The sequence below is a fragment of the Pseudomonas sp. HS6-2 genome (assembly GCF_049325675.2).
GTDB classification, from domain to species: domain Bacteria; phylum Pseudomonadota; class Gammaproteobacteria; order Pseudomonadales; family Pseudomonadaceae; genus Aquipseudomonas; species Aquipseudomonas putida_N.
This window is the reverse complement of record NZ_CM143906.1, coordinates 522,656-544,183: the sequence shown is the minus strand read 5'-3', so window position 1 is coordinate 544,183 and position 21,528 is coordinate 522,656. Positions and strand designations below refer to the sequence as shown.

Annotated in this window: 15 protein-coding genes; 10 read left to right on the top strand and 5 right to left on the bottom strand. The window is 62.8% G+C overall.

The window, feature by feature from the left end; genetic code table 11:
• Nucleotides 1-33 precede the first annotated feature (33 nt).
• On the top strand, nt 34-3,987 hold the full coding sequence (putA, locus tag ACOKS3_RS02445) for a trifunctional transcriptional regulator/proline dehydrogenase/L-glutamate gamma-semialdehyde dehydrogenase (protein WP_463581465.1): 3,954 nt from the start codon (nt 34-36) through the stop codon (nt 3,985-3,987).
• Between the two features lie 677 nt (nt 3,988-4,664).
• Nucleotides 4,665-6,467: an acyl-CoA dehydrogenase gene (locus ACOKS3_RS02440; RefSeq protein ID WP_422763782.1), complete on the top strand. Its 1,803-nt coding sequence runs from the start codon at nt 4,665-4,667 to the stop codon at nt 6,465-6,467.
• Here ACOKS3_RS02440 and ACOKS3_RS02435 read toward each other — a convergent pair.
• Genes ACOKS3_RS02435 through ACOKS3_RS02425 form a run of 3 tightly spaced genes read right to left on the bottom strand, consistent with a single transcriptional unit; the run spans nt 6,464 to nt 9,360 of the window.
• A complete protein-coding gene (locus tag ACOKS3_RS02435) occupies nt 6,464-7,396 on the bottom strand; it encodes a DMT family transporter (protein WP_103445943.1) in 933 nt (310 codons plus the stop codon). The two genes, ACOKS3_RS02440 and ACOKS3_RS02435, sit on opposite strands and share 4 nt — an antisense overlap.
• A 2-nt stretch (nt 7,397-7,398) precedes the next feature.
• Nucleotides 7,399-8,355, bottom strand: coding sequence for a 2OG-Fe(II) oxygenase family protein (locus ACOKS3_RS02430; protein WP_258035829.1), 957 nt, complete (start codon nt 8,353-8,355; stop codon nt 7,399-7,401).
• A 24-nt stretch (nt 8,356-8,379) separates the two neighbouring features.
• The gene (locus tag ACOKS3_RS02425) at nt 8,380-9,360 is read right to left on the bottom strand and encodes a hypothetical protein (RefSeq protein WP_103445945.1); all 981 of its coding nucleotides are present in this window, start codon (nt 9,358-9,360) and stop codon (nt 8,380-8,382) included.
• 125 nt (nt 9,361-9,485) lie between these two features.
• On the opposite strand from ACOKS3_RS02425, the gene ACOKS3_RS02420 reads away from it, so the two are divergent.
• The 7 genes from ACOKS3_RS02420 (at nt 9,486) to yccS (ending at nt 19,834) form a co-directional block, all read left to right on the top strand.
• Nucleotides 9,486-10,364, top strand: a complete 879-nt coding sequence (locus ACOKS3_RS02420) for a LysR family transcriptional regulator (protein ID WP_103445946.1) — start codon at nt 9,486-9,488, stop codon at nt 10,362-10,364.
• A gap of 118 nt (nt 10,365-10,482) precedes the next feature.
• A complete protein-coding gene (locus ACOKS3_RS02415) occupies nt 10,483-11,925 on the top strand; it encodes a TldD/PmbA family protein (protein ID WP_103445947.1) in 1,443 nt (480 codons plus the stop codon).
• Nucleotides 11,925-13,244 (top strand): TldD/PmbA family protein, encoded by a 1,320-nt coding sequence (locus ACOKS3_RS02410; protein ID WP_422763783.1) that lies wholly within the window; start codon nt 11,925-11,927, stop codon nt 13,242-13,244. The genes ACOKS3_RS02415 and ACOKS3_RS02410 overlap by 1 nt, the downstream gene beginning before the upstream one ends.
• A 130-nt stretch (nt 13,245-13,374) precedes the next feature.
• Entirely contained in the window at nt 13,375-14,802 is a 1,428-nt protein-coding gene (gene mdtD, locus ACOKS3_RS02405) for a multidrug transporter subunit MdtD (protein ID WP_103445949.1), read from the top strand.
• 112 nt (nt 14,803-14,914) lie between these two features.
• Nucleotides 14,915-16,249, top strand: a complete 1,335-nt coding sequence (dbpA, locus tag ACOKS3_RS02400) for an ATP-dependent RNA helicase DbpA (protein WP_258035835.1) — start codon at nt 14,915-14,917, stop codon at nt 16,247-16,249.
• 136 nt (nt 16,250-16,385) lie between these two features.
• Complete coding sequence (locus ACOKS3_RS02395; protein WP_422763784.1) at nt 16,386-17,567, top strand: BaiN/RdsA family NAD(P)/FAD-dependent oxidoreductase; 1,182 nt, start codon at nt 16,386-16,388, stop codon at nt 17,565-17,567.
• 83 nt (nt 17,568-17,650) lie between these two features.
• Complete coding sequence (gene yccS, locus ACOKS3_RS02390; RefSeq protein ID WP_103445952.1) at nt 17,651-19,834, top strand: YccS family putative transporter; 2,184 nt, start codon at nt 17,651-17,653, stop codon at nt 19,832-19,834.
• Nucleotides 19,835-19,869: 35 nt separating this feature from the next.
• Here the strand turns inward: yccS and ACOKS3_RS02385 are convergent, their stop codons facing one another.
• Entirely contained in the window at nt 19,870-20,607 is a 738-nt protein-coding gene (locus ACOKS3_RS02385; RefSeq protein ID WP_103445953.1) for a substrate-binding periplasmic protein, read from the bottom strand.
• Nucleotides 20,608-20,773: 166 nt separating this feature from the next.
• Here ACOKS3_RS02385 and ACOKS3_RS02380 point away from each other — a divergent pair, with 166 nt between their 5' ends.
• Nucleotides 20,774-21,247, top strand: coding sequence for a GNAT family N-acetyltransferase (locus tag ACOKS3_RS02380; RefSeq protein ID WP_103445954.1), 474 nt, complete (start codon nt 20,774-20,776; stop codon nt 21,245-21,247).
• On the opposite strand, the gene ACOKS3_RS02375 is transcribed toward ACOKS3_RS02380, so the two are convergent.
• Nucleotides 21,222-21,518: a winged helix-turn-helix domain-containing protein gene (locus ACOKS3_RS02375; RefSeq protein ID WP_023378388.1), complete on the bottom strand. Its 297-nt coding sequence runs from the start codon at nt 21,516-21,518 to the stop codon at nt 21,222-21,224. The two genes, ACOKS3_RS02380 and ACOKS3_RS02375, sit on opposite strands and share 26 nt — an antisense overlap.
• Nucleotides 21,519-21,528 lie beyond the last annotated feature (10 nt).

Genomic DNA, 21,528 nt, shown 5'->3' with positions numbered 1-21,528 from the left:
AGCCACAACCGTGGCAATAATGAGGATAAGAAATTGGCGACGACCACCCTTGGGGTCAAACTTGACGACCCGACCCGTGAGCGACTCAAAGCAGCTGCGCAGTCCATCGACCGCACGCCGCACTGGTTGATCAAGCAAGCGATCTTCAATTACCTGGAGAAGCTCGAGGGTGGCGCCACCCTGACCGAACTCAACGGTCACGCCAACAACCTGGCCGATGACGCTGGCGAAGTCCAGCCAGACCACGCCCACCAGTGCTTCCTCGAATTTGCCGAGAGCATCCTGCCGCAGTCGGTACTGCGCTCGGCGATCACCGCCGCCTACCGCCGCCCCGAGCAGGAAGTCGTGCCGATGCTGCTGGAGCAGGCGCGCCTGAGCGCGCCACTGGCCGAAGCTACCAACAAGCTGGCTGCCGGCATCGCGGAAAAACTGCGTAACCAGAAAAGTGCTGGCGGCCGTGCCGGCATCGTCCAAGGGCTGCTGCAGGAGTTCTCCCTGTCGTCCCAGGAAGGCGTGGCACTGATGTGCCTGGCCGAAGCCCTGTTGCGCATCCCCGACAAAGGTACCCGCGACGCCCTGATCCGCGACAAGATCAGCAACGGCAACTGGCAGCCGCACCTGGGCAACAGCCCGTCGCTGTTCGTCAACGCCGCCACCTGGGGCCTGCTGCTGACCGGCAAGCTGGTCTCCACCCATAACGAAGCCGGCCTCACCTCCTCGCTCACCCGCATCATCGGCAAGAGTGGCGAACCGATGATCCGCAAGGGCGTCGATATGGCCATGCGCCTGATGGGCGAGCAGTTCGTCACCGGCGAAACCATCGCCGAAGCCCTGGCCAACGCCAGCCGCTTCGAAGCCAAAGGCTTCCGTTACTCCTACGACATGCTCGGCGAAGCCGCACTGACCGAACATGACGCGCAGAAGTACCTGGCCTCCTACGAGCAAGCGATCCACTCGATCGGCAAGGCTTCCCACGGCCGCGGCATCTATGAAGGCCCTGGCATCTCGATCAAGCTGTCGGCACTGCACCCACGCTACAGCCGCGCCCAGTACGAGCGCGTCATGGAAGAGCTGTACCCGCGCCTGCTGTCGCTGACCCTGCTGGCCAAGCAATATGACATCGGCCTGAACATCGACGCCGAAGAAGCCGACCGCCTGGAGCTGTCCCTCGACCTGCTCGAGCGCCTGTGCTTCGAGCCGGCCCTGGCGGGCTGGAACGGTATCGGTTTCGTCATCCAGGCTTACCAGAAGCGCTGCCCGTATGTGATCGACTACGTCATCGACCTGGCCAAGCGCAGCCGCCACCGCCTGATGATCCGCCTGGTGAAAGGCGCCTATTGGGACAGCGAAATCAAGCGCGCCCAGGTCGAAGGCCTGGAAGGCTACCCGGTGTATACCCGCAAGGTGTACACCGACGTGTCCTACGTTGCCTGTGCCCGCAAGCTGCTGGCCGTACCGGAAGCCATCTACCCGCAGTTCGCTACCCACAACGCCCACACCTTGTCGGCCATCTACCACATCGCCGGCCAGAACTACTACCCAGGCCAGTACGAGTTCCAGTGCCTGCACGGCATGGGCGAGCCGCTATACGAGCAAGTCGTGGGCAAGGTTTCCGAAGGCAAGCTGAACCGTCCGTGCCGCGTGTACGCACCGGTCGGCACCCACGAAACCCTGCTGGCCTACCTGGTCCGCCGCCTGCTGGAAAATGGCGCCAACACCTCGTTCGTCAACCGCATCGCCGACCACTCGATCTCCATCCAGGAACTGGTCGCCGACCCGGTTTCCAGCATCGAGCGCATGGGCACCCAGGAAGGCAGCATCGGCCTGCCACACCCGCGCATTCCGCTGCCGCGCGACCTGTATGGCAGCGAGCGGGCCAACTCGGCCGGTATCGACATGGCCAACGAACACCGCCTGGCGTCGCTGTCCTGCGCCATGCTGGCCACGGCCAACAATGACTGGAAAGCCACCCCGATGCTGGCCTGCGCCGCCAGCGAAGCGGTAGCCGTGCCAGTACTGAACCCGGCGGACCACCGCGACGTGGTCGGCCACGTGCAGGAAGCCACTGTCGCCGACGTCGACAATGCCATCCAGTGCGCACTGAACGCTGCGCCAATCTGGCAGGCCACCCCGCCAGCCGAGCGTGCCGCGATCCTCGAGCGCACCGCCGACCTGATGGAAGCCGAAATCCAGCCGCTGATGGGCTTGCTCATCCGCGAAGCCGGCAAGACCTTCGCCAACGCCATCGCTGAAGTGCGTGAAGCCGTGGACTTCCTGCGCTACTACGCGGTGCAGGCACGCAACGACTTCAGCAATGACGCCCACCGCCCACTGGGCCCGGTGGTGTGCATCAGCCCGTGGAACTTCCCGCTGGCAATCTTCAGCGGCCAGGTGGCCGCCGCCCTGGCGGGCGGCAACCCGGTACTGGCCAAGCCCGCCGAGCAGACGCCACTGATCGCAGCCCAGGCCGTACGCCTGCTGCTGGAAGCCGGTATTCCTGAAGGGGTGCTGCAACTGCTGCCGGGTCGCGGCGAAACCGTCGGCGCCGGCCTGGTCGGTGACGAGCGCGTCAAAGGCGTGATGTTCACCGGTTCCACCGAAGTTGCCCGCCTGCTGCAGCGCAATGTCGCTGGCCGCCTGGACAACCAGGGCCGGCCGATCCCGCTGATCGCCGAAACTGGCGGCCAGAACGCCATGATCGTCGACTCCTCGGCACTCACCGAGCAGGTGGTGATCGACGTGGTGTCCTCGGCCTTCGACAGCGCCGGCCAGCGTTGCTCGGCCCTGCGCGTGCTGTGCCTGCAGGAAGACTCCGCCGACCGCGTGATCGAAATGCTCAAGGGCGCCATGGCCGAAAGCCGCCTGGGCTGCCCGGACCGCCTGGCCGTGGACATCGGCCCGGTGATCGACGCCGAAGCCAAGGCCGGTATCGAGAAGCACATCCAGGGCATGCGCGAGAAAGGCCGCACGGTCTATCAAGTCGCTATCGCCGATGCGGCAGAGATCAAGCGCGGCACCTTCGTGATGCCAACCCTGATCGAGCTGGACAGCTTCGACGAACTGAAGCGTGAAATCTTCGGCCCGGTGCTGCACGTGGTGCGCTACAACCGCCGCAACCTGGACCAGCTGATCGAGCAGATCAACGCTTCCGGCTACGGCCTGACCCTCGGCGTGCACACCCGCATCGACGAAACCATCGCCAAGGTGGTGGAAACCGCCAATGCCGGCAACATGTACGTCAACCGCAACATCGTTGGCGCCGTGGTGGGCGTGCAGCCGTTCGGGGGTGAAGGCCTGTCCGGCACCGGCCCGAAAGCCGGCGGCCCGCTGTACCTGTACCGCCTGCTGTCGACCCGCCCGGCAGACGCGATCGGCCGCCACTTCCAGCAGCAGGATGGCGATGGCCAGCCGGACCGTGCCCTGCACGACCAGCTGATCAAGCCGCTGCACGCCCTCAAGGCCTGGGCCGAAAGCAACCAGCAAGCCGACCTGGCCGCCCTGTGCAGCCAGTTCGCCAGCCAGTCGCAGAGCGGCATCGCCCGCCTGCTGCCCGGCCCGACCGGCGAGCGCAACACCTACACCATCCTGCCGCGCGAGCACGTGCTGTGCCTGGCAGACAACGAAGCCGACCTGCTGGCGCAGTTCGCTGCCGTGCTGGCGGTGGGTAGCTCGGCGGTGTGGGCTGATGCAGAACCTGGCAAGGCCCTACGCGGCCGCCTGCCGCGTGAGCTGCAGGCCAAGGTCAAGCTGGTGGCGGACTGGAACAAGGACGAAGTGGCGTTCGACGCCGTGATCCACCATGGCGACTCCGACCAACTGCGCGGCGTGTGCCAGCAGGTGGCCAAGCGTTCTGGCGCGATCGTCGGGGTGCACGGGCTGTCCAGCGGTGACCACCAGATTGCCCTGGAGCGCCTGGTAATCGAGCGGGCGGTGAGTGTGAACACTGCGGCGGCGGGCGGTAACGCCAGCTTGATGACCATTGGCTAAGGCGCGGGGTTATTGATGAAAAAGGAGAGCTTCGGCTCTCCTTTTTTATGGACGCATATCTTGAGAGGTTGGGAGAGTCAGATCGACATCGTTGTGGCGACTACCTAGCCACTCAAACGCTGCCTAGATCGACGCCCATAAGCAAAGCCAATAGAGTCAGGAAAACCATACTAGGCCAAACCAACAGGCCTAATGACATCCACAGCCAGTTCGCAACTGTGAAAGTCGAATTGACTTTCCCGCTGACGTCAGCAGCGCATAAATAAAAAATACAGCGAAGAATGCACGCACCAGGGGTAACACTCGCTCTCCAGAATACTTTCTGTGCGATACCCAGCTCCGATAGAAGCAATAAAGCCAATACCAACCAAATGTAAAAAAGCTAACGACAGCAATCTTCTTTAACGACACTGTAAAAAATTGCTGCCCCTCAGCAACCGGGAACTTTTCTTGCTCTAGCATCATCAGCAACTCTTGGCGCGAATAGAGCTTGCTATTGGATATTTATTCCTCCTGAAAACATGCCATACACTTCCGAGGAATAAGTCAGATTCTTCCGATAGCTGCACAACACCTAAACATGCTGGCTGTGACCAGCCATCATCTGGATCAATCATGGTAGCTACCCCAATGAGCCACACCTAGACTCGGCTGACGCCCGCCCAAGGACCGCCACCATGCCCGAGACCCTGCTCAGCCCCCGCAACCTCGCCTTCGAACTGTACGAAGTCCTCGACGCCGAAGCCCTGACCCAGCGCCCGCGCTTCGCCGAGCACAGCCGCGAGACCTTCGACGCAGCCCTGACCACCGCGCGCAACATCGCCGAAAAGTTCTTCGCCCCGCACAACCGCAAAGCCGACGAAAACGAGCCGCGCTATGTGGACGGCCGCGCCGAGCTGATCCCCGAGGTGAAGCCCGCCGTCGATGCCTTCCTCGAAGCCGGCTTCCTCAACGCCAATCGCGACTTCGAAGTCGGCGGCATGCAACTGCCCAGCCTGGTCTCGCAAGCCTGTTTCGCCCATTTCCAGGCAGCCAACGCCGGCACCACGGCCTACCCGTTCCTGACCATGGGCGCGGCCAACCTGATCGAAAGCTTCGGCACCGAGGAGCAGAAGCGCCTGTACCTGCAGCCAATGATCGAAGGCCGCTACTTCGGCACCATGGCGCTGACCGAGCCCCATGCGGGATCGTCGCTTGCCGATATCCGCACCCGCGCCGAACCGGCTGGCGATGGCACTTACCTGCTCAAGGGCAACAAGATCTTCATCTCTGGCGGCGACCACGAGCTGTCGGAAAACATCGTGCACATGGTGCTGGCCAAGCTGCCGGACGCACCGCCTGGCGTTAAGGGCATTTCGCTGTTCATCGTGCCGAAGTACCTGGTCAACCAGGACGGCAGCCGTGGCCCGCGCAATGACGTGCTGCTGGCCGGGCTGTTTCACAAGATGGGCTGGCGCGGCACCACGTCCACCGCGCTGAATTTCGGCGACAACAGCCAGTGCGTCGGCTATCTGGTCGGACAACCGCATCAGGGCCTGGCGTGCATGTTTCAGATGATGAATGAAGCGCGCATCGGTGTCGGCATGGGCGCGGTGATGCTTGGCTACGCTGGCTACCTGTACTCGCTGGAATACGCCCGCCAGCGGCCGCAGGGCCGCCTGGTGGACAACAAGGATCCGCAGAGCCCGGCCGTGCCGATCATCGAGCACACCGATGTGAAGCGCATGCTGCTGGCGCAGAAGGCCTATGTGGAAGGCGCCTTCGACCTGGGCCTGTACGCTGCGCGCCTGTTCGACGACACCCACACCGCCAGCGACGAAAGCGCCCGCAAGCAAGCTCAGGAACTGCTCGACCTGCTGACTCCGATCGTCAAATCCTGGCCTTCGAGCTTCTGCCTCAAGGCCAACGAACTGGCAATCCAGATCCTCGGAGGCCACGGCTACACCCGCGAGTACCCGGTGGAACAGTACTACCGCGACAACCGCCTGAACCCGATCCACGAAGGCACCGAGGGCATCCAGTCGATTGACCTGCTGGGCCGCAAGCTGGCGCAGAACAACGGTGCCGGCCTCAAGCAGCTGATCCGCCTGATCGCTGCCACTGCCGAACGCGCCAGCCATCACCCCAACCTTGACCCGCTACGCCAGCCGCTGGAGCAACTGGTCAGCCGCCTGCAAGTCGTAACCCTGGCCCTGCTCGGCGACATGGCCCAAGGCAAAATCGCTGACGCCTTGGCCAACTCGGCTGTGTATCTCAAGGCCTTCGGCCACAGCGTGATCGGCTGGCGTTGGCTGGAACAGGCAGTTCACGCCGAGCTTGGCCTACTCAAGGGAACTGCTGGTGATCGCGGTTTTTACCTGGGCAAGCTGCAGGCCGCACGTTATTTCCTGACCTGGGAAGTGCCAGGCTGCCATAACGAACTGGTATTGCTCGAGGCGCGCGACGACACTTGCCTCGCCATGCAGGACGGGTGGTTCTAAGGCGGACTACCGTGTTCCACACTCGCCGCCCGCCTTGGCCTGTGCGGGTTGCGAGTGATGGCCATGCCTGCCGCAACTACCGCGATACCCACATAAGTTGTCCAATGAACTGCGTCCCCGAACATCAACGCGGCCCATAACAACGTGACCGGCGGCTCCAGGTAGACCAGTGCCGATACGCGGGTAGCCGATAGCCTGGTCAACAATATCCACAGGCTCAAGTAGGCAATGAAGGTCGAAAACAATGTCAGCCATGCAACGGCCGCCCACACCTGCGTACTAGCAGGGACTTCGATCAAGCCAAACGGCAAGCCTGTAGCGGTGAGCAGTAAAAGCGTTGCAGTCGATTGCAGGAACAACGGCATCAGCAACCCGTCCTTGCTGTGGCCCGTTGCCATGACCGATTGCCGCCGCTGATAGAGCGTGGCGATGGAGAGCGTGATCGCGGCGATCAGCGGCAGGGCGTACAGCCAAGGGTCAAGGCGGGTCGTAGACAGGCTGTACTCGCCGAGGATAACCATGCTGACACCGGCAAACCCGATCCCAAGCCCTAACCACTCCTGCAGGCCACTGCGCTCTTGCTGGTCCTTGTTGCTCATCGATGCCGTGATCAGTGGTTGCAGCGCGCAAATGATGGCAGCAATCCCTGCCGGCAGCCCACCGCGAATGGCGATGTAAACGCTGACCAGATACGCAAACTGGGCCAGAAAACCAATCACCGCGTTGTAGCGGATCTGCGCCCATGTCAGCACACGCAACCGGTGCCAGACAAAGGGCAGCAGGCAGGCGCAGACCAGCAGGAATCGCCAGAACAACAGGTTTATCGCACCTGCGTCCTCCGTCCCCATGCGGGCACCAATAAAGCCCGAACTCCAGGACAGGACAAAGATGGCTTGAAGCAGGATCAGGTAAAGCGCACTGCTTAGCATGATCAAGGCTCCGTGTGACGCAATTCCTCGAACGTAATCGGCGCGATGCCTATTCGAGCAAATTGCCGGGTAGCCGAGCGCTGCAAAGCCCACCGCAACTTCAACCAGTTGGGGATAGTAGCGGGTATTCCGTCGTCGGAGGCCAGGTGCCAGAACCGGTTGGAGTCATCGGTGAAATAAGGACAATGGAATGACAACACAAGTGACATGCGCCGCCCGCTGAGCACCGGGCGAACACCGTGGAACAATCGGCTGCCGTAGATGAACAGGGCATCGCCAGGATCGGCGAGCTGCGCGGTCTCGAAGGTCCGGTAATCCAGGGCATCAAAGCTGTCGACAGTACCGTTGTGGAACAGGAACTCGCCGCCGCTATAGTCGGAGGCGCCCGAGAGCACGATGTTCAGCACATAGTTGGTGCCATCCGTGTGCCACATGCCCAATTGCTGCTGTTGCTCTGCAGGCTTGGGGTAGAAGTAGTTGATCTGCGAGCGAGCATTGAGCATCGGGTAAGGCACAAGCGGTACGCCAGCAACACGCGAGACAGCGAGAAGAAATGAGCGACTGCACATCATGTCGTTGATGAACGACGACAGCGCCGTCACACCCCGCGTGCGCCGGGAAATGATCCAGTCACTGTCACCCGCGCGCTCTTCCAGACGTGAGCAGATACCTTGCAAAACCGCGACACCTTCCGGCGTTAGCAGCCGATGGACAACCGCTGCGCCGGTGATGCTGTCTACTGCAATATTTGCGTGCGGGCTCTGGCCATACCCAAGCTCTCCCAGTGTCCGGGTGTCGCTGACGGTGGGTCCATGTTGGCAGAGGAAATCATCCCGCCAAACGCTCTGCTCGGTCAGGCACATTGGTGCAGGCCGCAGTGTGCGTTTCAAGGTTGACTTGAGCGCCAGCTTCACGCGCCCGATGCCGCGCTCGAACAAGGGTAAGGTGTCTAGGTTCATGATGTGTCTGTCCCTGTGTGGCCCCTACTGAAGGTACTTGGCGATCTGATAGCGCACCGTGCCGTCGCCGCTGGCGAATTCATCGACCACACTGCAGTTGCAGTGGCGGGCTCGAATGCGACGAAACTGTTCGGGTGTGTATTTGAGGCAGATGTTGGTCAACAGGTATCCATGCTCGTGAAAGCGCTGCACGGGCTGGAGGGTCACGGCTACATGGATCGATTCATCCAGAGTACGTAAAGGCACAAGGATGGCTTCGTGCTCACCCGAAGGTATGAAACCTTGTTGCAGTGCAACCATGCGCGAGAACTGAAGCATGTTGCTGTTGGCATAAAACGCAAGAATCGCGCCTTCCAGCCCTTGTTCATACACTTGCATTTCAGAAAGTATGTAAGTGGACTCTCCTGCCAGGTTGCGTATCAGCCTGCCCGTACTTACCGGCAGCTCATTGCCTTCCTGAAATCCGAGTAAAGTGATCAGGGTGAGCTCCTGGTCGTGACGCAAGGAATCATGTGTCACGGTGCGGTAGTCGGCAGCGATGTAGTTGAAGCTGCCATCAGCCTGCACGATGGGGCGCAATGCATCGCTCATCGCGGGTTCAGATGTCTGGTTGATATCGATGGCGGTGTAACGGATGGAGCTGGACGTCTCGGCCATTCGTTTGAGCAAGCAGGTACTTTTGACCGGCTCGGGGCCCAGCTCGACGTAGTGCACACTGCGCCCGCTGCCCAGCATCGCCAAACGCTCGGCAACCTTGCAAATGACGCTCTTGAGCGCACCCTGCCCTTGCGTGTCGGCACACAACCCATCTTCATCCAGGCCTTGCTCATTCAAGGCGCGCATAAGCAGAAATATTTCGTGATTGAATCGATGCTCGGCTTCAGCCCCTGAATCAGGCTGAAGCAGCGTCGAGTACTTCTCATGATTCTCGACAGTCCAAAGCCGTGCATTCTGGTAGGTCGGGGTGTGTACGAGGGCATCTACAACGAAGTCGTTCAGGCTCATCAGTATCATTCCATTGCATTTTCGAGGGGCGACCGTGCTGCAACCACAAGGTAAGAAGGGCTATAAAGCCTGTACAGTTGATTAAATCGAAGCGCTGGTTCGATCCAACCAAATGAGGTGGTTACATGGGCAAAGGCCTCGACATAAACGTACTGCGAACCTTCCAGGCAGTAGCCCGGCTTGGCCGCTTCAAAGATGCAGCCGACTACGTTCACCGCAGCCCTTCGGCAGTTACCACTCAGATCCAGAAGCTGGAGGAAAAGGTCGGCCAACAATTGTTCGCCCGCAGCAACCAGTCGGTGGAACTGACCACGGCAGGCCGGCATTTGCTGGGTGAAGCCACACGCTTCTTGATGGCCCATGACCGGCTGCTGGCGACGCTGTCGACGCAGCAGATCACCGGCAAGGTGCGCCTGGGCGTACCCGATGGCTACGCCGCCAAGCTGATGAGCGACTTTTTGCCGGTGTTTGTAGCCAGCAATCCGAAACTGGAGCTGGAAGCCGTGGCATGCTCCAGCGCAGAACTCATCGACCTGTTTGCGCGCCAGCGGCTGGACCTGGCAGTGGCCGTCAGCAGTGACCGCTGGCAGCAAGGTGAGTGGCTGCGCTCGACCCAGCCACGCTGGGCCGCCGCGCCTGGCTTTGCATACGATGCCAGCCGCCCATTGCCGCTGGCACTGCAAATGAAGGGCTGCCCGTATCGGGAAGCGGCCTTGCAGGCATTGAAGGCTCACGGCATTGCCTACCGTATCCTGCTGGAAAGCGCCAACTGGCATGCAGTGCTGGCGTGCATGCGCAGCGGCTTGGCGGTGGGTATCGTCGAAGGGCTTGAGAGCGGCGATACATCGCTAGCATTCGTGCAAGGGTCGGGTTTGCCCGACTTCGCCGAGCATCACCTTTACCTGCTGACAGATACCTCTCACCATATCGCTTTGCAACTGAACGGGATGTTGAAAGCCGCCATCCAGAAAGATGACCTGTCGGCGCCGCGCGTTATTTCCTGACCTGGTAAATCCCCGCCTGCCATAATGGCCTGGCATTGCTCGAGGCACGCGACGACACCTGCCTCGCCATGCAAGACAGGTGGTTCTAGGGAGCCACCGTGCAAACGGAGGCTTCCAGATGTTCGATTCCAGCGCCCTGCTGCGCCAGCGCTTTGCTGGGCTGCGCAGTACGGCCGAGTTGTTTTCCCTGCGCCATGTGAAACAGTCGCACCAGGCGCTTTCGGTTCGCCGCAATGTGGCTGAGCCGCCTGTCTTCAGCCACGACGAGGGCGCCATGCTCACGGTGCGGGTCAATGGCGTGGAAGCCTATGCGGCCACCGCCGACCTGTCACAGACTGGCCTGCAACGGGCACTGGAACAGGCCGAGGCACTGGCGCGACAGATCGCCCCGTACAGCCTGCTCGACTTGCGCGAGCAGCCGGCGACCAGCGCTCGCCACGACCACATCTCACCCAACTTCGACCAGCCGGTGCCGAGCCTGGCCGATTGCCTTGGCCTGCTCGCCGCCGAATCGGCCAGCGTGCCCAAGGACAGCCGCCTGGTGGACTGGCAGGCCAGCCTGGGTCTGAGCCTGGTCGAGCAGACCTACCTGAACTCGGCTGGCGCCGAACTACGCCATGCCCAGCGCTTCCTGTTCCCGGGCCTGAGTGTTACCGCCAGCGACGGCCAGGACAGCCAGAGCCGCAGCCTGGGCCGCGACAACTTCGGCCAGCAAGGCGGCTTCGAAATCGTCGAGCGCTGTGGCTTGGTTGGCGCTGCTCGCCTAGTCGCCGACCAGGCACTGCAACTGCTGCTGGCGCCGAACACCCCTAGCGGCGCACGCGACCTGCTGCTGATGCCCGACCAGATGATGCTGCAGATTCACGAATCCATCGGCCACCCGCTGGAGATGGACCGCATTCTGGGTGACGAGCGCAACTACGCCGGCACCAGCTTCGTCAAAGCCAGCGACTTCGGCCACCTGCAATACGGTTCCGAATTGCTCAATGTGACCTTCGACCCAACCATTGGCGAAGAACTGGCCAGCTACAGCTTTGATGATGACGGCACCCCAGCCAGCAAGCAGTTCCTGATCCACAATGGCCTGTTGCTACGCCCGCTGGGCGGCGCACTGTCGCAGTTCCGCTCGGGCCTGGATGGCGTTGCCAACAGCCGTGCCTGCGGCTGGAACCGCGCACCGATCGACCGCATGGCCAACCTCAATATCGAACCGGGCGACCAGTCCCTCGATCAGCTGCTCCAAGGCATCGAGCACGGCATCCTGATGCGCACCAACCGCTCCTGGTCCATCGACGATGCGCGCAACAAGTTCCAGTTCGGCTGCGAATGGGGCCAGCTGATCGAAAACGGCGAGCTCAAGGGCATCGTCAAGAACCCCAACTACCGCGGCATCTCCGCGCAGTTCTGGCGCAACCTCGCGGCGGTCGGCGACCGCAGCACCTTCCAGGTTCTGGGTACACCCAACTGCGGCAAGGGCGAGCCCAACCAGGTGGTGCGGGTCGGGCACGCTTCGCCCGCCTGCGTGTTCCGCCAGATCGACGTGTTCGGAGGAGACGCCTGATGAAAGACGTTTTCGAAGCCCTGATCGCGGATGTGCGCCTGTACCTGCAGGCCGACGAGCAATTCACCCTCGGTTACAGTGCCGAGCAGTCGCAATTCGTGCGTTTCAACCACGCCAAGGTGCGCCAGGCTGGCGAGGTTAGCCAGGCCAGCGCGCAACTGCGGTTGATCCACGATGGCCGCCAGGCGGAACAGCAGGTGACCCTGAGTGGCGACGCGCAACTTGACCGGCAACGCCTGATCGCTGCCCTGGAGCAGTTGCGCCAGACCCTGCCATTGCTGGCCATCGACCCGTACTTGCGCCTGGACGAAAGCGCATGGCACAGCCACAGCCAGCAGGAGCAGCCGTTGCCCGCGCTGAGCGAAGTGCTGGCCCTGCTCGAACGCGAGGCCGGCGACCTGGACCTGGTCGGCATCTATGCTGCGGGCCCGATCTGCCGGGGCTTCGCCAGTTCGTTCGGGGCCATTGGCTGGCACCAGGCCAACAGCTTCAACGTCGACTGGAGCCTGTTCCACGAAAACGGCGAGGCGGTGAAGGCCAACTATGCCGGCCAGCGCTGGAGCGCCGATGACTTCACTGTCCGCCTGCGTCTGGCACGGGAGCAGCTCAGCTTCCTCGGCCGCCCGGCAGTGACCCTCAAGCCCGGCAGCTACCGCGCCTACCTGGCACCAGCGGCCATGGACGAAATCGCTGGCATGCTCTGCTGGGGTGGCTTCTCCGCACAGGCCCTGGCCACCGGCAACAGTGCCCTGCAGCGCCTGTACAACGGCGATGCGCAACTGCACCCGATGGTCAGTTTCAGCGAGCAGGTCAGCGGCTCGCTGAGCCCGGCATTCTCCGACGAGGGCTCACCGCGCCTGGATGTGCCGTTGATCCAGCAAGGCAACGCAATGCAGCGGCTGGTCAATGCCCGCAGCGCAGCAGAATTCGAGTTGCGGGCCAATGGCGCCGACAGCTACGAGTCGCCGTGCGCGCTGAGCCTGGCGCCGGGCAACTTGCCCAGTGAGCAGATCCTAAAGCGGCTCGGCACCGGGCTGTACATCAGCAACCTGTGGTACCTGAACTACTCTGACCTGCCAGCGGCGCGCATGACCGGGCTGACCCGTTTCGCCACTTTCTGGGTGGAGAACGGCGAGATTCAGGGGCCGGTGAGCACCATGCGCTTCGATGACAGCCTGTACAGTTTGCTCGGCAGCCAACTGGAGGACCTGACTCGCGAGCGCGAGATGATACTGTCGACCAGCACCTATGGGCAGCGCAGTACCGGGTCGAGTCATCTGCCGGGGGCGCTGGTCAAAGGGCTGACCCTGACATTGTGATTGGCAGGACCGGCCCTTTCGCGGGGCAAGCCCGCTCCTACAGGGATGTCACCACACTCAAAGGCGGTGGAGATCCTTCAGGAGCGGGCTTGCCCCGCGAAAGGGCCGGCACAGGCAAAACGAGGAAGCCATGCCCGAACGCACTCCGTTAGATCCCACCACTGCCCGCTGGATCCCTTGGGTGGTGGCCATTGCCTTCTTCATGCAGTCCCTGGACGGCACCATTCTCAACACCGCCCTGCCGGCCATGGCCCGCTCGCTGGCCGAAGACCCACTGCGCATGCAAGGCGTGATCATCGCCTACATGCTCACCGTGGCCTTGCTGATCCCCGCCTCCGGCTGGATCGCCGACCGCTTCGGCACCAAGCGCATCTTCTTCAGCGCCATCCTGCTGTTCAGCTTCGGCTCACTGTTGTGTGCCACGGCCAACAGCCTCGGTTTCCTGATCTTCGCCCGCGTCGTGCAGGGCCTGGGCGGCGCACTGATGCTACCGGTCGGGCGCCTGGTGGTGCTGCGCGCCTACCCACGCACTGAGCTGGTGCGGATCATGAGCTTCATCACCATCCCCGGCCTGCTCGGCCCGCTGCTGGGCCCGACCCTGGGCGGCTGGCTGGTGGAAATCCTCAGCTGGCACTGGATCTTCCTGCTCAACCTGCCCGTCGGCCTGGTCGGCTGCTACGCAGTCTGGAAGTTCATCCCCGACTTGCGCGGCGCTGAACGTACCCGCTTCGACACGCCGGGCTTTATCCTGTTCGGCGCGGCGATGGTGCTGATCACCATTGCCATGGAAGGTCTGGGCGAGCTGCACCTGCCGCACCTGCGGGTGATGTTGCTGTTGTTCGCCGGCATGGCCTGCCTGGCGGCCTACTGGCTGCGCGCCGGGCGCGACCCAGAGCCGCTGTTCTCGCCGAGCCTGTTCCGCGTGCGTACCTTCGCCATCGGCATCCTCGGCAACCTTTTCTCGCGGCTGGGCAGCGGTGCCCTGCCGTTTCTGGTGCCATTGTTGTTGCAGGTGGCGCTGGGCTATTCGCCGGCACAAGCAGGCATGAGCATGATTCCGCTGGCCGCCTCGGCGATGCTCGCCAAGTCCGTTGCCCGGTCCCTGATCGAGCGGCTGGGCTACCGTATCGTGCTGACCGGCAACACTTTGCTGCTGGGCATCCTGCTGGCCAGCCTGGGCCTGGTCGACGAGCAGACGCCGTATGCACTGCTGCTGGTGCAACTGGCCCTGCTAGGCGCAGTCAACTCGATGCAGTTCACGGCGATGAACACGGTGACCCTGATCGACCTTGACGACGCCAGCGCCAGCAGCGGCAACAGCCTGCTGTCGGTGGTCGCGCAGCTGTCGCTGAGCCTCGGCGTGGCCTGCGCCGGTGCCTTGCTCGGCGGTTTCACCGCGGCGGGCAGCGCCGAGGGCGTGGAGACCACCCTGGGCGCGTTTCAGCTGACCTTTGTCACCATCGGCGTGATGGCCATGTTGGCGGCGGCGATCTTCCTGCAACTGTCGCCGATGGACGGAAGGCGTGCCCGTCGTCCGGAACAGCACATGGAGTCGTAGGGCGAATGGCCATGAGGCTGGTAGACTGTGCGGCATTTTTCGCTTTGCATCGCAGGCCCGCCTCGTGACCACCGAATCCACCGCCTTTGCCACCTTGCCGCTGTCCACCGCCATGCTGGCCAACCTGGACGCTCTCGGCTATGCCTCGATGACGCCGATCCAGGCCCAGAGCCTACCCGTCATCCTGCGCGGCCAGGACCTGATCGCCCAGGCCAAGACCGGCAGTGGCAAGACCGCCGCCTTTGGCATCGGCCTGCTCAACCCGATCAACCCGCGCTACTTCGGCTGCCAGGCGCTGGTGCTGTGCCCGACCCGCGAGCTGGCCGATCAGGTGGCCAAGGAGCTGCGCCGCCTGGCCCGGGCCGAGGACAACATCAAGATCCTAACCCTCTGCGGCGGCGTGTCGCTGGGCCCGCAGATCGCCTCGCTGGAGCACGGTGCTCACATCATCGTCGGCACTCCCGGGCGCATCCAACAGCATCTGGACAAGGGCACCCTGGTGCTCGACGGCCTGAACACATTGGTGCTGGACGAAGCCGACCGCATGCTCGACATGGGTTTCTTCGATGCCATCGCCAGCATCATCGGCAAGACCCCGTCGCGTCGTCAGACCCTGCTGTTCTCGGCCACCTACCCGGTCGGCATCGAGCAACTGGCCGCCGATTTCATGCGCAAGCCGCAGCAGGTCAAGGTCGAAAGCCTGCACGCCGACAACCAGATCGAGCAGCGTTTCATCGAGATCGACCCGCAGCAACGCCTGGAAGCCGTCACCCGTGTACTTGGCCACTATCGCCCGCAATCGTGCGTGGCATTCTGCTTCACCAAGCAGCAGTGCGAGGACGTGGTTGCCCACCTGACCGCCAAGGGTATCGTCGCCCAGGCCCTCCATGGCGACCTGGAGCAGCGTGACCGTGACCAGGTGCTGACCATGTTCGCCAACCGCAGCAGCTCGGTATTGGTGGCCACTGACGTGGCGGCCCGTGGCCTGGATATCGATGGCCTGGACATGGTCATCAACGTCGAGCTGGCGCGTGATGCCGAAATTCACGTACACCGCGTGGGCCGTACCGGCCGCGCCGGTGAGAAAGGTGTCGCGGTCAGCCTGGTGGCGCCAGCCGAAGGCCATCGTGCCCAGGCCATCGAAGACCTGCAGAAAAGCCCGCTGCGCTGGGACCAGCTGGACAGCCTGAAGAACAAAGGCGAGCCGCTGCTGCCTCTGATGAGCACGCTGTGCATCGCCGCTGGACGCAAGGACAAACTGCGCCCGGGCGACATCCTGGGTGCGCTGACCGGCGATGCCGGGATCCCGGGCAAGCAGGTGGGCAAGATCGCCATCTTCGACTTCCAGGCCTTTGTGGCTGTGGAGCGTGCATTGGCCAAGCAGGCCATGCAGCGCCTGAACAGCGGCAAGATCAAGGGGCGATCCCTGAAAGTCCGCATCGTCTGATCATTCTTTGGGGCCGCCGGGCGGCCCATTCGCGGGACAAGCTCGCTCCTACAGGGGATCGTATGCTCCTGTAGGAGCGGGCTTGTCCCGCGAATGGGCTGCACAGCAGCCCCGGCAATTGCAAAGAGGTAACACCGTGCACTCCACCGACGTGATCATCCTCGGCGCCGGCGCCGCCGGCCTGATGTGCGCCCAGCTCAGCGCCCGCCGTGGCCGCCGGGTGCTGCTGCTCGACCACGCCAACAAGCCAGGGAAAAAGATCCTCATGTCCGGCGGCGGGCGCTGCAACTTCACCAACATGTACACCGAGCCGGCCAACTTCCTCTCGCAAAACGCGCACTTCTGCAAGTCGGCCCTGGCCCGCTACACCCAGTGGGACTTCATCGAACTGGTGAGCAAGCACGGCGTTGCGTACCACGAGAAGAAGCTCGGCCAGCTGTTCTGCGACAACAAGGCCAGCGACATCCTCGACATGCTGCTGGCCGAATGTGACGACGCGGGTGCCGAAATCCGCATGCACACCAGCATCGAACACATCGAGAAGACCGAAGGTGGCTACCTGCTGCAGACCAGCGGCGGCCAGTTCGCCTGCCAGTCGCTGGTGATCGCCACCGGCGGTCTGTCGATTCCGACCCTGGGCGCCACCGGCTTCGGTTATCAGGTTGCCCGCCAGTTCGGCCACACTCTGCTGCCGACCCGCGCCGGGCTGGTGCCGTTCACCATCACCGAGCCCCAACTCAAGGCACTGTGCACCGAACTGTCGGGTACCTCGCTGGACTGCACGGCCAGCTGCAACGGCACCAGTTTCCGTGAGAACCTGCTGTTCACCCACCGCGGCCTGAGTGGCCCGGCGATCCTGCAGATTTCGTCGTTCTGGGAAGCCGGCGACACGGTGGAGATCAACCTGCTGCCCGACCGCGACGCGCTGAGCTGGCTGCAACAGATGCAAGCGGAGCGTGCTAACGCCGAACTGAAGACCGTGCTGGGCGAGGTGTTCACCCGCAAGCTGGCCAACCTGCTGGCCGAGCAGTGGTTCGAGTCCAAGCCGATGAAACAGTACACCCCGGCGGAATTGGCACATATCGCCGAAAAACTGGCGAACTGGCAGGTTGTGCCGGCCGGTACCGAAGGCTACCGCACCGCAGAAGTGACCCTCGGTGGCGTGGACACCCGCGAAGTGTCGTCCAAGACCATGGAGTCGCTGAAAAGCCCCGGCCTGTACTTCATCGGCGAAGTGCTCGACGTCACCGGCCATCTGGGCGGATTCAATTTCCAATGGGCCTGGGCATCCGCCAACGCCGCTGCGCAGTTCGTGTAGAGTAGAATCCATTCAGCAGCACGGAACGCTTCTTGCTGGCCGTGCTGCAATGCATTCATTCGATCACTGCCTAGCAGGCCATCATGTCATCGAGTTCGTTCCGTCAGTCACTGCGTCGCCTGTGGGGCCAAGACAAGTTCAGCTACAGCATCCGGGTTACCATCGCCCTCACCGGCAGCCTGGCCCTGTGCTGGTACCAGAACGAGATGGCCCTGCTGATTCCGCTGTTCCTCGGCATCATCGCCAGTGCCCTGGCCGAGACCGATGACAGCTGGCAGGGCCGCCTCAGCGCCCTCGCCGTTACTCTCACCTGCTTTGCCATCGCCGCTCTGGCGGTCGAGCTGCTGTTTCCCTATCCGTGGATCTTCGTCATCGCCCTGGCCCTGGCAGCGTTCGGCCTGACCATGCTCGGCGCCCTGGGTGAGCGCTATGGGGCGATTGCTTCGGCGACCTTGATCACCTCGGTGTACACCATGATCGGCGTGGACCAGCGTGGCGGTCAGGTCACCGATTTCTGGCACGAACCGATGCTGCTGGTGGCAGGCGCAGCCTGGTACGGGTTGCTTTCGGTGCTGTGGCAGGCGCTGTTTTCCAACCAGCCGGTGCAACAGAGCCTGGCCAAACTGTTCTACGAACTCGGCAGCTACCTCAAGCTCAAGGCCAGCCTGTTCGAGCCGATCCGCAACCTCGATGTCGAGGCCCAGCGCCTGGAGCTGGCCCGGCAGAATGGCAAGGTGGTGGCGGCGCTCAACGCGGCCAAGGAAATCATCCTGCACCGGGTCGGCAACAGCCAGCCAAACTCCAAGGTCAGCCGCTACCTCAAGCTGTATTTCCTGGCCCAGGACATCCACGAACGGGTCAGCGCCTCACACTACCCCTATAACGCCCTCAACGAAGCGTTCTTCCACAGCGATGTGATGTTCCGCTGCCAACGCCTGCTGCGCAAACAAGGCGCCTCCTGCCAGGAGCTGGCCCGTTCGATCCGCCTGCGCCAGCCATTCGTGCTGGCCAGCGGTTTCGCCGAAGCACTGGAAGACCTCAACGCCTCGCTTGAACACCTGCGCATCCAGAGCAACCCGGCCTGGCGCGGCCTGCTGCGCTCGCTGCGCGCCCTGGCCGCCAACCTGGCGACCCTCGACCGCCTGCTCAGCGCCGCCAGCAACCCCGACAGCCTGGCCGATGCCAGCGACAGCAGCCTGCTCGACCGCTCGCCGCGCACGCTGAAAGACGTGTGGACGCGCCTGCGCACCCAGTTGACGCCGACCTCGCTGCTGTTCCGCCATGCCCTGCGCCTTCCACTGGCGCTATCGATCGGTTACGGCATGGTGCACCTGATCCACCCGACCCAGGGCTACTGGATCATCCTCACCACACTGTTCGTCTGCCAGCCCAACTACGGCGCCACCCGGCGCAAGCTGGTGCAGCGGATCTTCGGCACCGCGATCGGCCTGACCGTCGGCTGGGCGCTGTTCGACCTGTTCCCCAACCCGGTCATCCAGTCGCTGTTCGCCGTGGCTGCGGGCGTGGTGTTCTTCGTCAACCGCACCACCCGCTACACCCTGGCCACGGCGGCCATCACGCTGATGGTGCTGTTCTGCTTCAACCAGATCGGTGATGGCTACGGCCTGTTCCTGCCGCGCCTGTTCGATACCCTGGTCGGCAGCCTGATCGCCATTCTCGCGGTGTTCCTGTTCCTCCCCGACTGGCAAGGCCGGCGCTTGAACAAGGCACTGGCCAATACCCTGGCCTGTGCCAGCGTGTACTTGCGCCAGATCATGCAGCAATACGCCCACGGCAAGCGCGACGACCTCGCCTACCGCCTGGCCCGGCGCAACGCCCACAACGCCGATGCGGCGCTGTCGACCACACTGGCCAACATGCTCATGGAGCCGGGGCATTTCCGTAAGGAAGCCGATGTCGGTTTCCGCTTCCTGGTTTTGTCGCACACCTTGCTCAGTTACCTGTCAGGGTTGGGCGCGCACCGCGACACAGCCCTGCCGGCAGAGGTGCAGGAGCAGTTGATCGATGGCGCCGGGCAGAGCCTGGCCAATAGCCTGGACGAGATTGCCAATGGCCTGGCGGCGCGGCTGCCAGTGGCAATTCACAGTGATGCCGAAGAGGCGCTGGCCAATGCCCTGGAGCAGATGCCGGAAGAGCTGGATGAGCACCAGCGGTTGGTGCAGACACAGTTGGCGCTGATCTGCCGGCAGCTGGGGCCATTGCGAACCTTGGCAGCTCACCTGATCAAAGAGGCTCCAGCGGCCTGAGTTGGCCTGTGCTTGTCCCGCGAAAGGGCCAGAGATCAAAAGCCATGCTGCCGCATCAGCCGTGCATAGCTGCCATCGGCCTTCATCGCGGCGATGGCTTGTTCGAAGCGCTCGACGATCTGCTGGTGGTCGGGGTGCTTCAGGCTCACCAGAATATGCAGGGTGTTCTCTGCCAGCAGCGGCTCCTCCAACGTCACGCTATCGCGCACATCCTGTGGCTCGCGCTGCAGGTTGTAGCGCGCCACGTATTCATCTTCCACGGCCAGGTTCACTCTGCCGGCTGCCAGCATGCGCACGGCAGTCGAGAAGTTGCGCACCTGCACCTTGTGCAAGCGGGTATCGCCATCGAACGCCGGTGAATAGGCGTAGTCGCGCACCACCGCGATGCTGTAGGGATAAAGGTCGCCCTGATTTTTGTAGCGGAACGTGTCGCCCTTGCGCTTGAGCAGGCGAATGCGGTTACTCAGGTAGCCTTTTGAAAACTGCCCGATCTCTTTGCGCGCGTCGTTGTACCAGGCGCTGATCAGCACGTCGTAGCGCCCTTCGCCGATGCCCATCAACGCCCGCGCCCAAGGCACTTCCTCGTAGCCGCTGGCATAGCCGGCGCGGGCCAGCGCCGTGGTGACCAGGCTGGTGGCCAAGCCGCCACCTGGCATGGTGCTGTCGGTGAACGGCGGCCAGTTGTCGGCCACCAGGCGCAGCCTGTCCTGGCCAAGTGCAGGAGCTGCCAGGAACACACCCAGCAAGCCTAACGCGCAAAGCAGTGGCCGCATGCAGAAGTCCTTTTGCAGTGGGAGGCACACGCTGTGAAAGGTGATTGGCAAATGAGATTACACAAAGCCGTTGCCTAGGGCAGCGGCGGATAATGTCATTTAGCCTCTATTTTGGCCGTGCTGCGAAAATTTGCGATGATCAGCCATCATTTTCAGGAGTTATCACATGTCCATCCACTGGCTTTGCAAGCATCACTCCGACCTCGACAAGCTTGAGCTGTACGCCATCCTGCAACTGCGTACCGCCGTGTTCGTGGTCGAGCAACGCTGTGCCTACCAGGAAGTCGATGGCCAGGACCTGACGGGCGACACCCTGCATCTCATGGGCTGGCAGGATGACAAGCTGGTGGCCTACCTGCGCCTGCTCGATCCGCAGTCGCAGGGCGGCGAGGTGGTCATCGGGCGGGTGGTGACTTCACCCGAGGTGCGCGACCTGAAGCTGGGTCATCCGCTGCTGATGAAAGGGCTGGAAGCAGCCGGGCACTGCTGGCACGGGACGCCGGTCTATCTGTCGGCGCAGGCGCACCTGCAAGGGTTCTATGCCCGGCACGGCTTTGCAGTGGTGGGTGAGGAATACCTTGAGGATGACATCCCGCATATCGGCATGCGCAAGGTCATGGATACCCCAGTACTTCCCTGATCTGCCGCAGGTGCTGGATGATCCACTGCTTGTCGATCGCCCCCCAGTCATGGATGCGGTAATGCCCGGCATGGTTACGCGCACCTTCCTGCTGCTCGAACTCGCAGACGATGTCCAGGTCGGCGAGTGCGGCGATGGTGTCCTGTGCCGTACGCCGAGGCATGCCGGTGGCCTCCATCAGCGCCGGCACGCTGGTGGCGGTCTGGCTGTCGATCAGCCAGGCCACGTACAGGCGGCGGTAGAAACTGCTCTTGGTCTTGCTCACATCCATGCTGCGTGAT

Coding starts and splice junctions, on each gene's coding strand:
- ACOKS3_RS02385 (WP_103445953.1), bottom strand. CDS start 20,607: ATGCGGCCACTGCTTTGCGCGTTAGGCTTGCTGGGTGTGTTCCTGGCA.
- ACOKS3_RS02425 (WP_103445945.1), bottom strand. CDS start 9,360: ATGAGCCTGAACGACTTCGTTGTAGATGCCCTCGTACACACCCCGACC.
- ACOKS3_RS02380 (WP_103445954.1), top strand. CDS start 20,774: ATGTCCATCCACTGGCTTTGCAAGCATCACTCCGACCTCGACAAGCTT.
- ACOKS3_RS02435 (WP_103445943.1), bottom strand. CDS start 7,396: ATGCTAAGCAGTGCGCTTTACCTGATCCTGCTTCAAGCCATCTTTGTC.
- ACOKS3_RS02430 (WP_258035829.1), bottom strand. CDS start 8,355: ATGAACCTAGACACCTTACCCTTGTTCGAGCGCGGCATCGGGCGCGTG.
- ACOKS3_RS02415 (WP_103445947.1), top strand. CDS start 10,483: ATGTTCGATTCCAGCGCCCTGCTGCGCCAGCGCTTTGCTGGGCTGCGC.
- yccS (WP_103445952.1), top strand. CDS start 17,651: ATGTCATCGAGTTCGTTCCGTCAGTCACTGCGTCGCCTGTGGGGCCAA.
- dbpA (WP_258035835.1), top strand. CDS start 14,915: ATGCTGGCCAACCTGGACGCTCTCGGCTATGCCTCGATGACGCCGATC.
- ACOKS3_RS02420 (WP_103445946.1), top strand. CDS start 9,486: ATGGGCAAAGGCCTCGACATAAACGTACTGCGAACCTTCCAGGCAGTA.
- ACOKS3_RS02440 (WP_422763782.1), top strand. CDS start 4,665: ATGCCCGAGACCCTGCTCAGCCCCCGCAACCTCGCCTTCGAACTGTAC.
- ACOKS3_RS02375 (WP_023378388.1), bottom strand. CDS start 21,518: ATGGATGTGAGCAAGACCAAGAGCAGTTTCTACCGCCGCCTGTACGTG.
- mdtD (WP_103445949.1), top strand. CDS start 13,375: ATGCCCGAACGCACTCCGTTAGATCCCACCACTGCCCGCTGGATCCCT.
- ACOKS3_RS02410 (WP_422763783.1), top strand. CDS start 11,925: ATGAAAGACGTTTTCGAAGCCCTGATCGCGGATGTGCGCCTGTACCTG.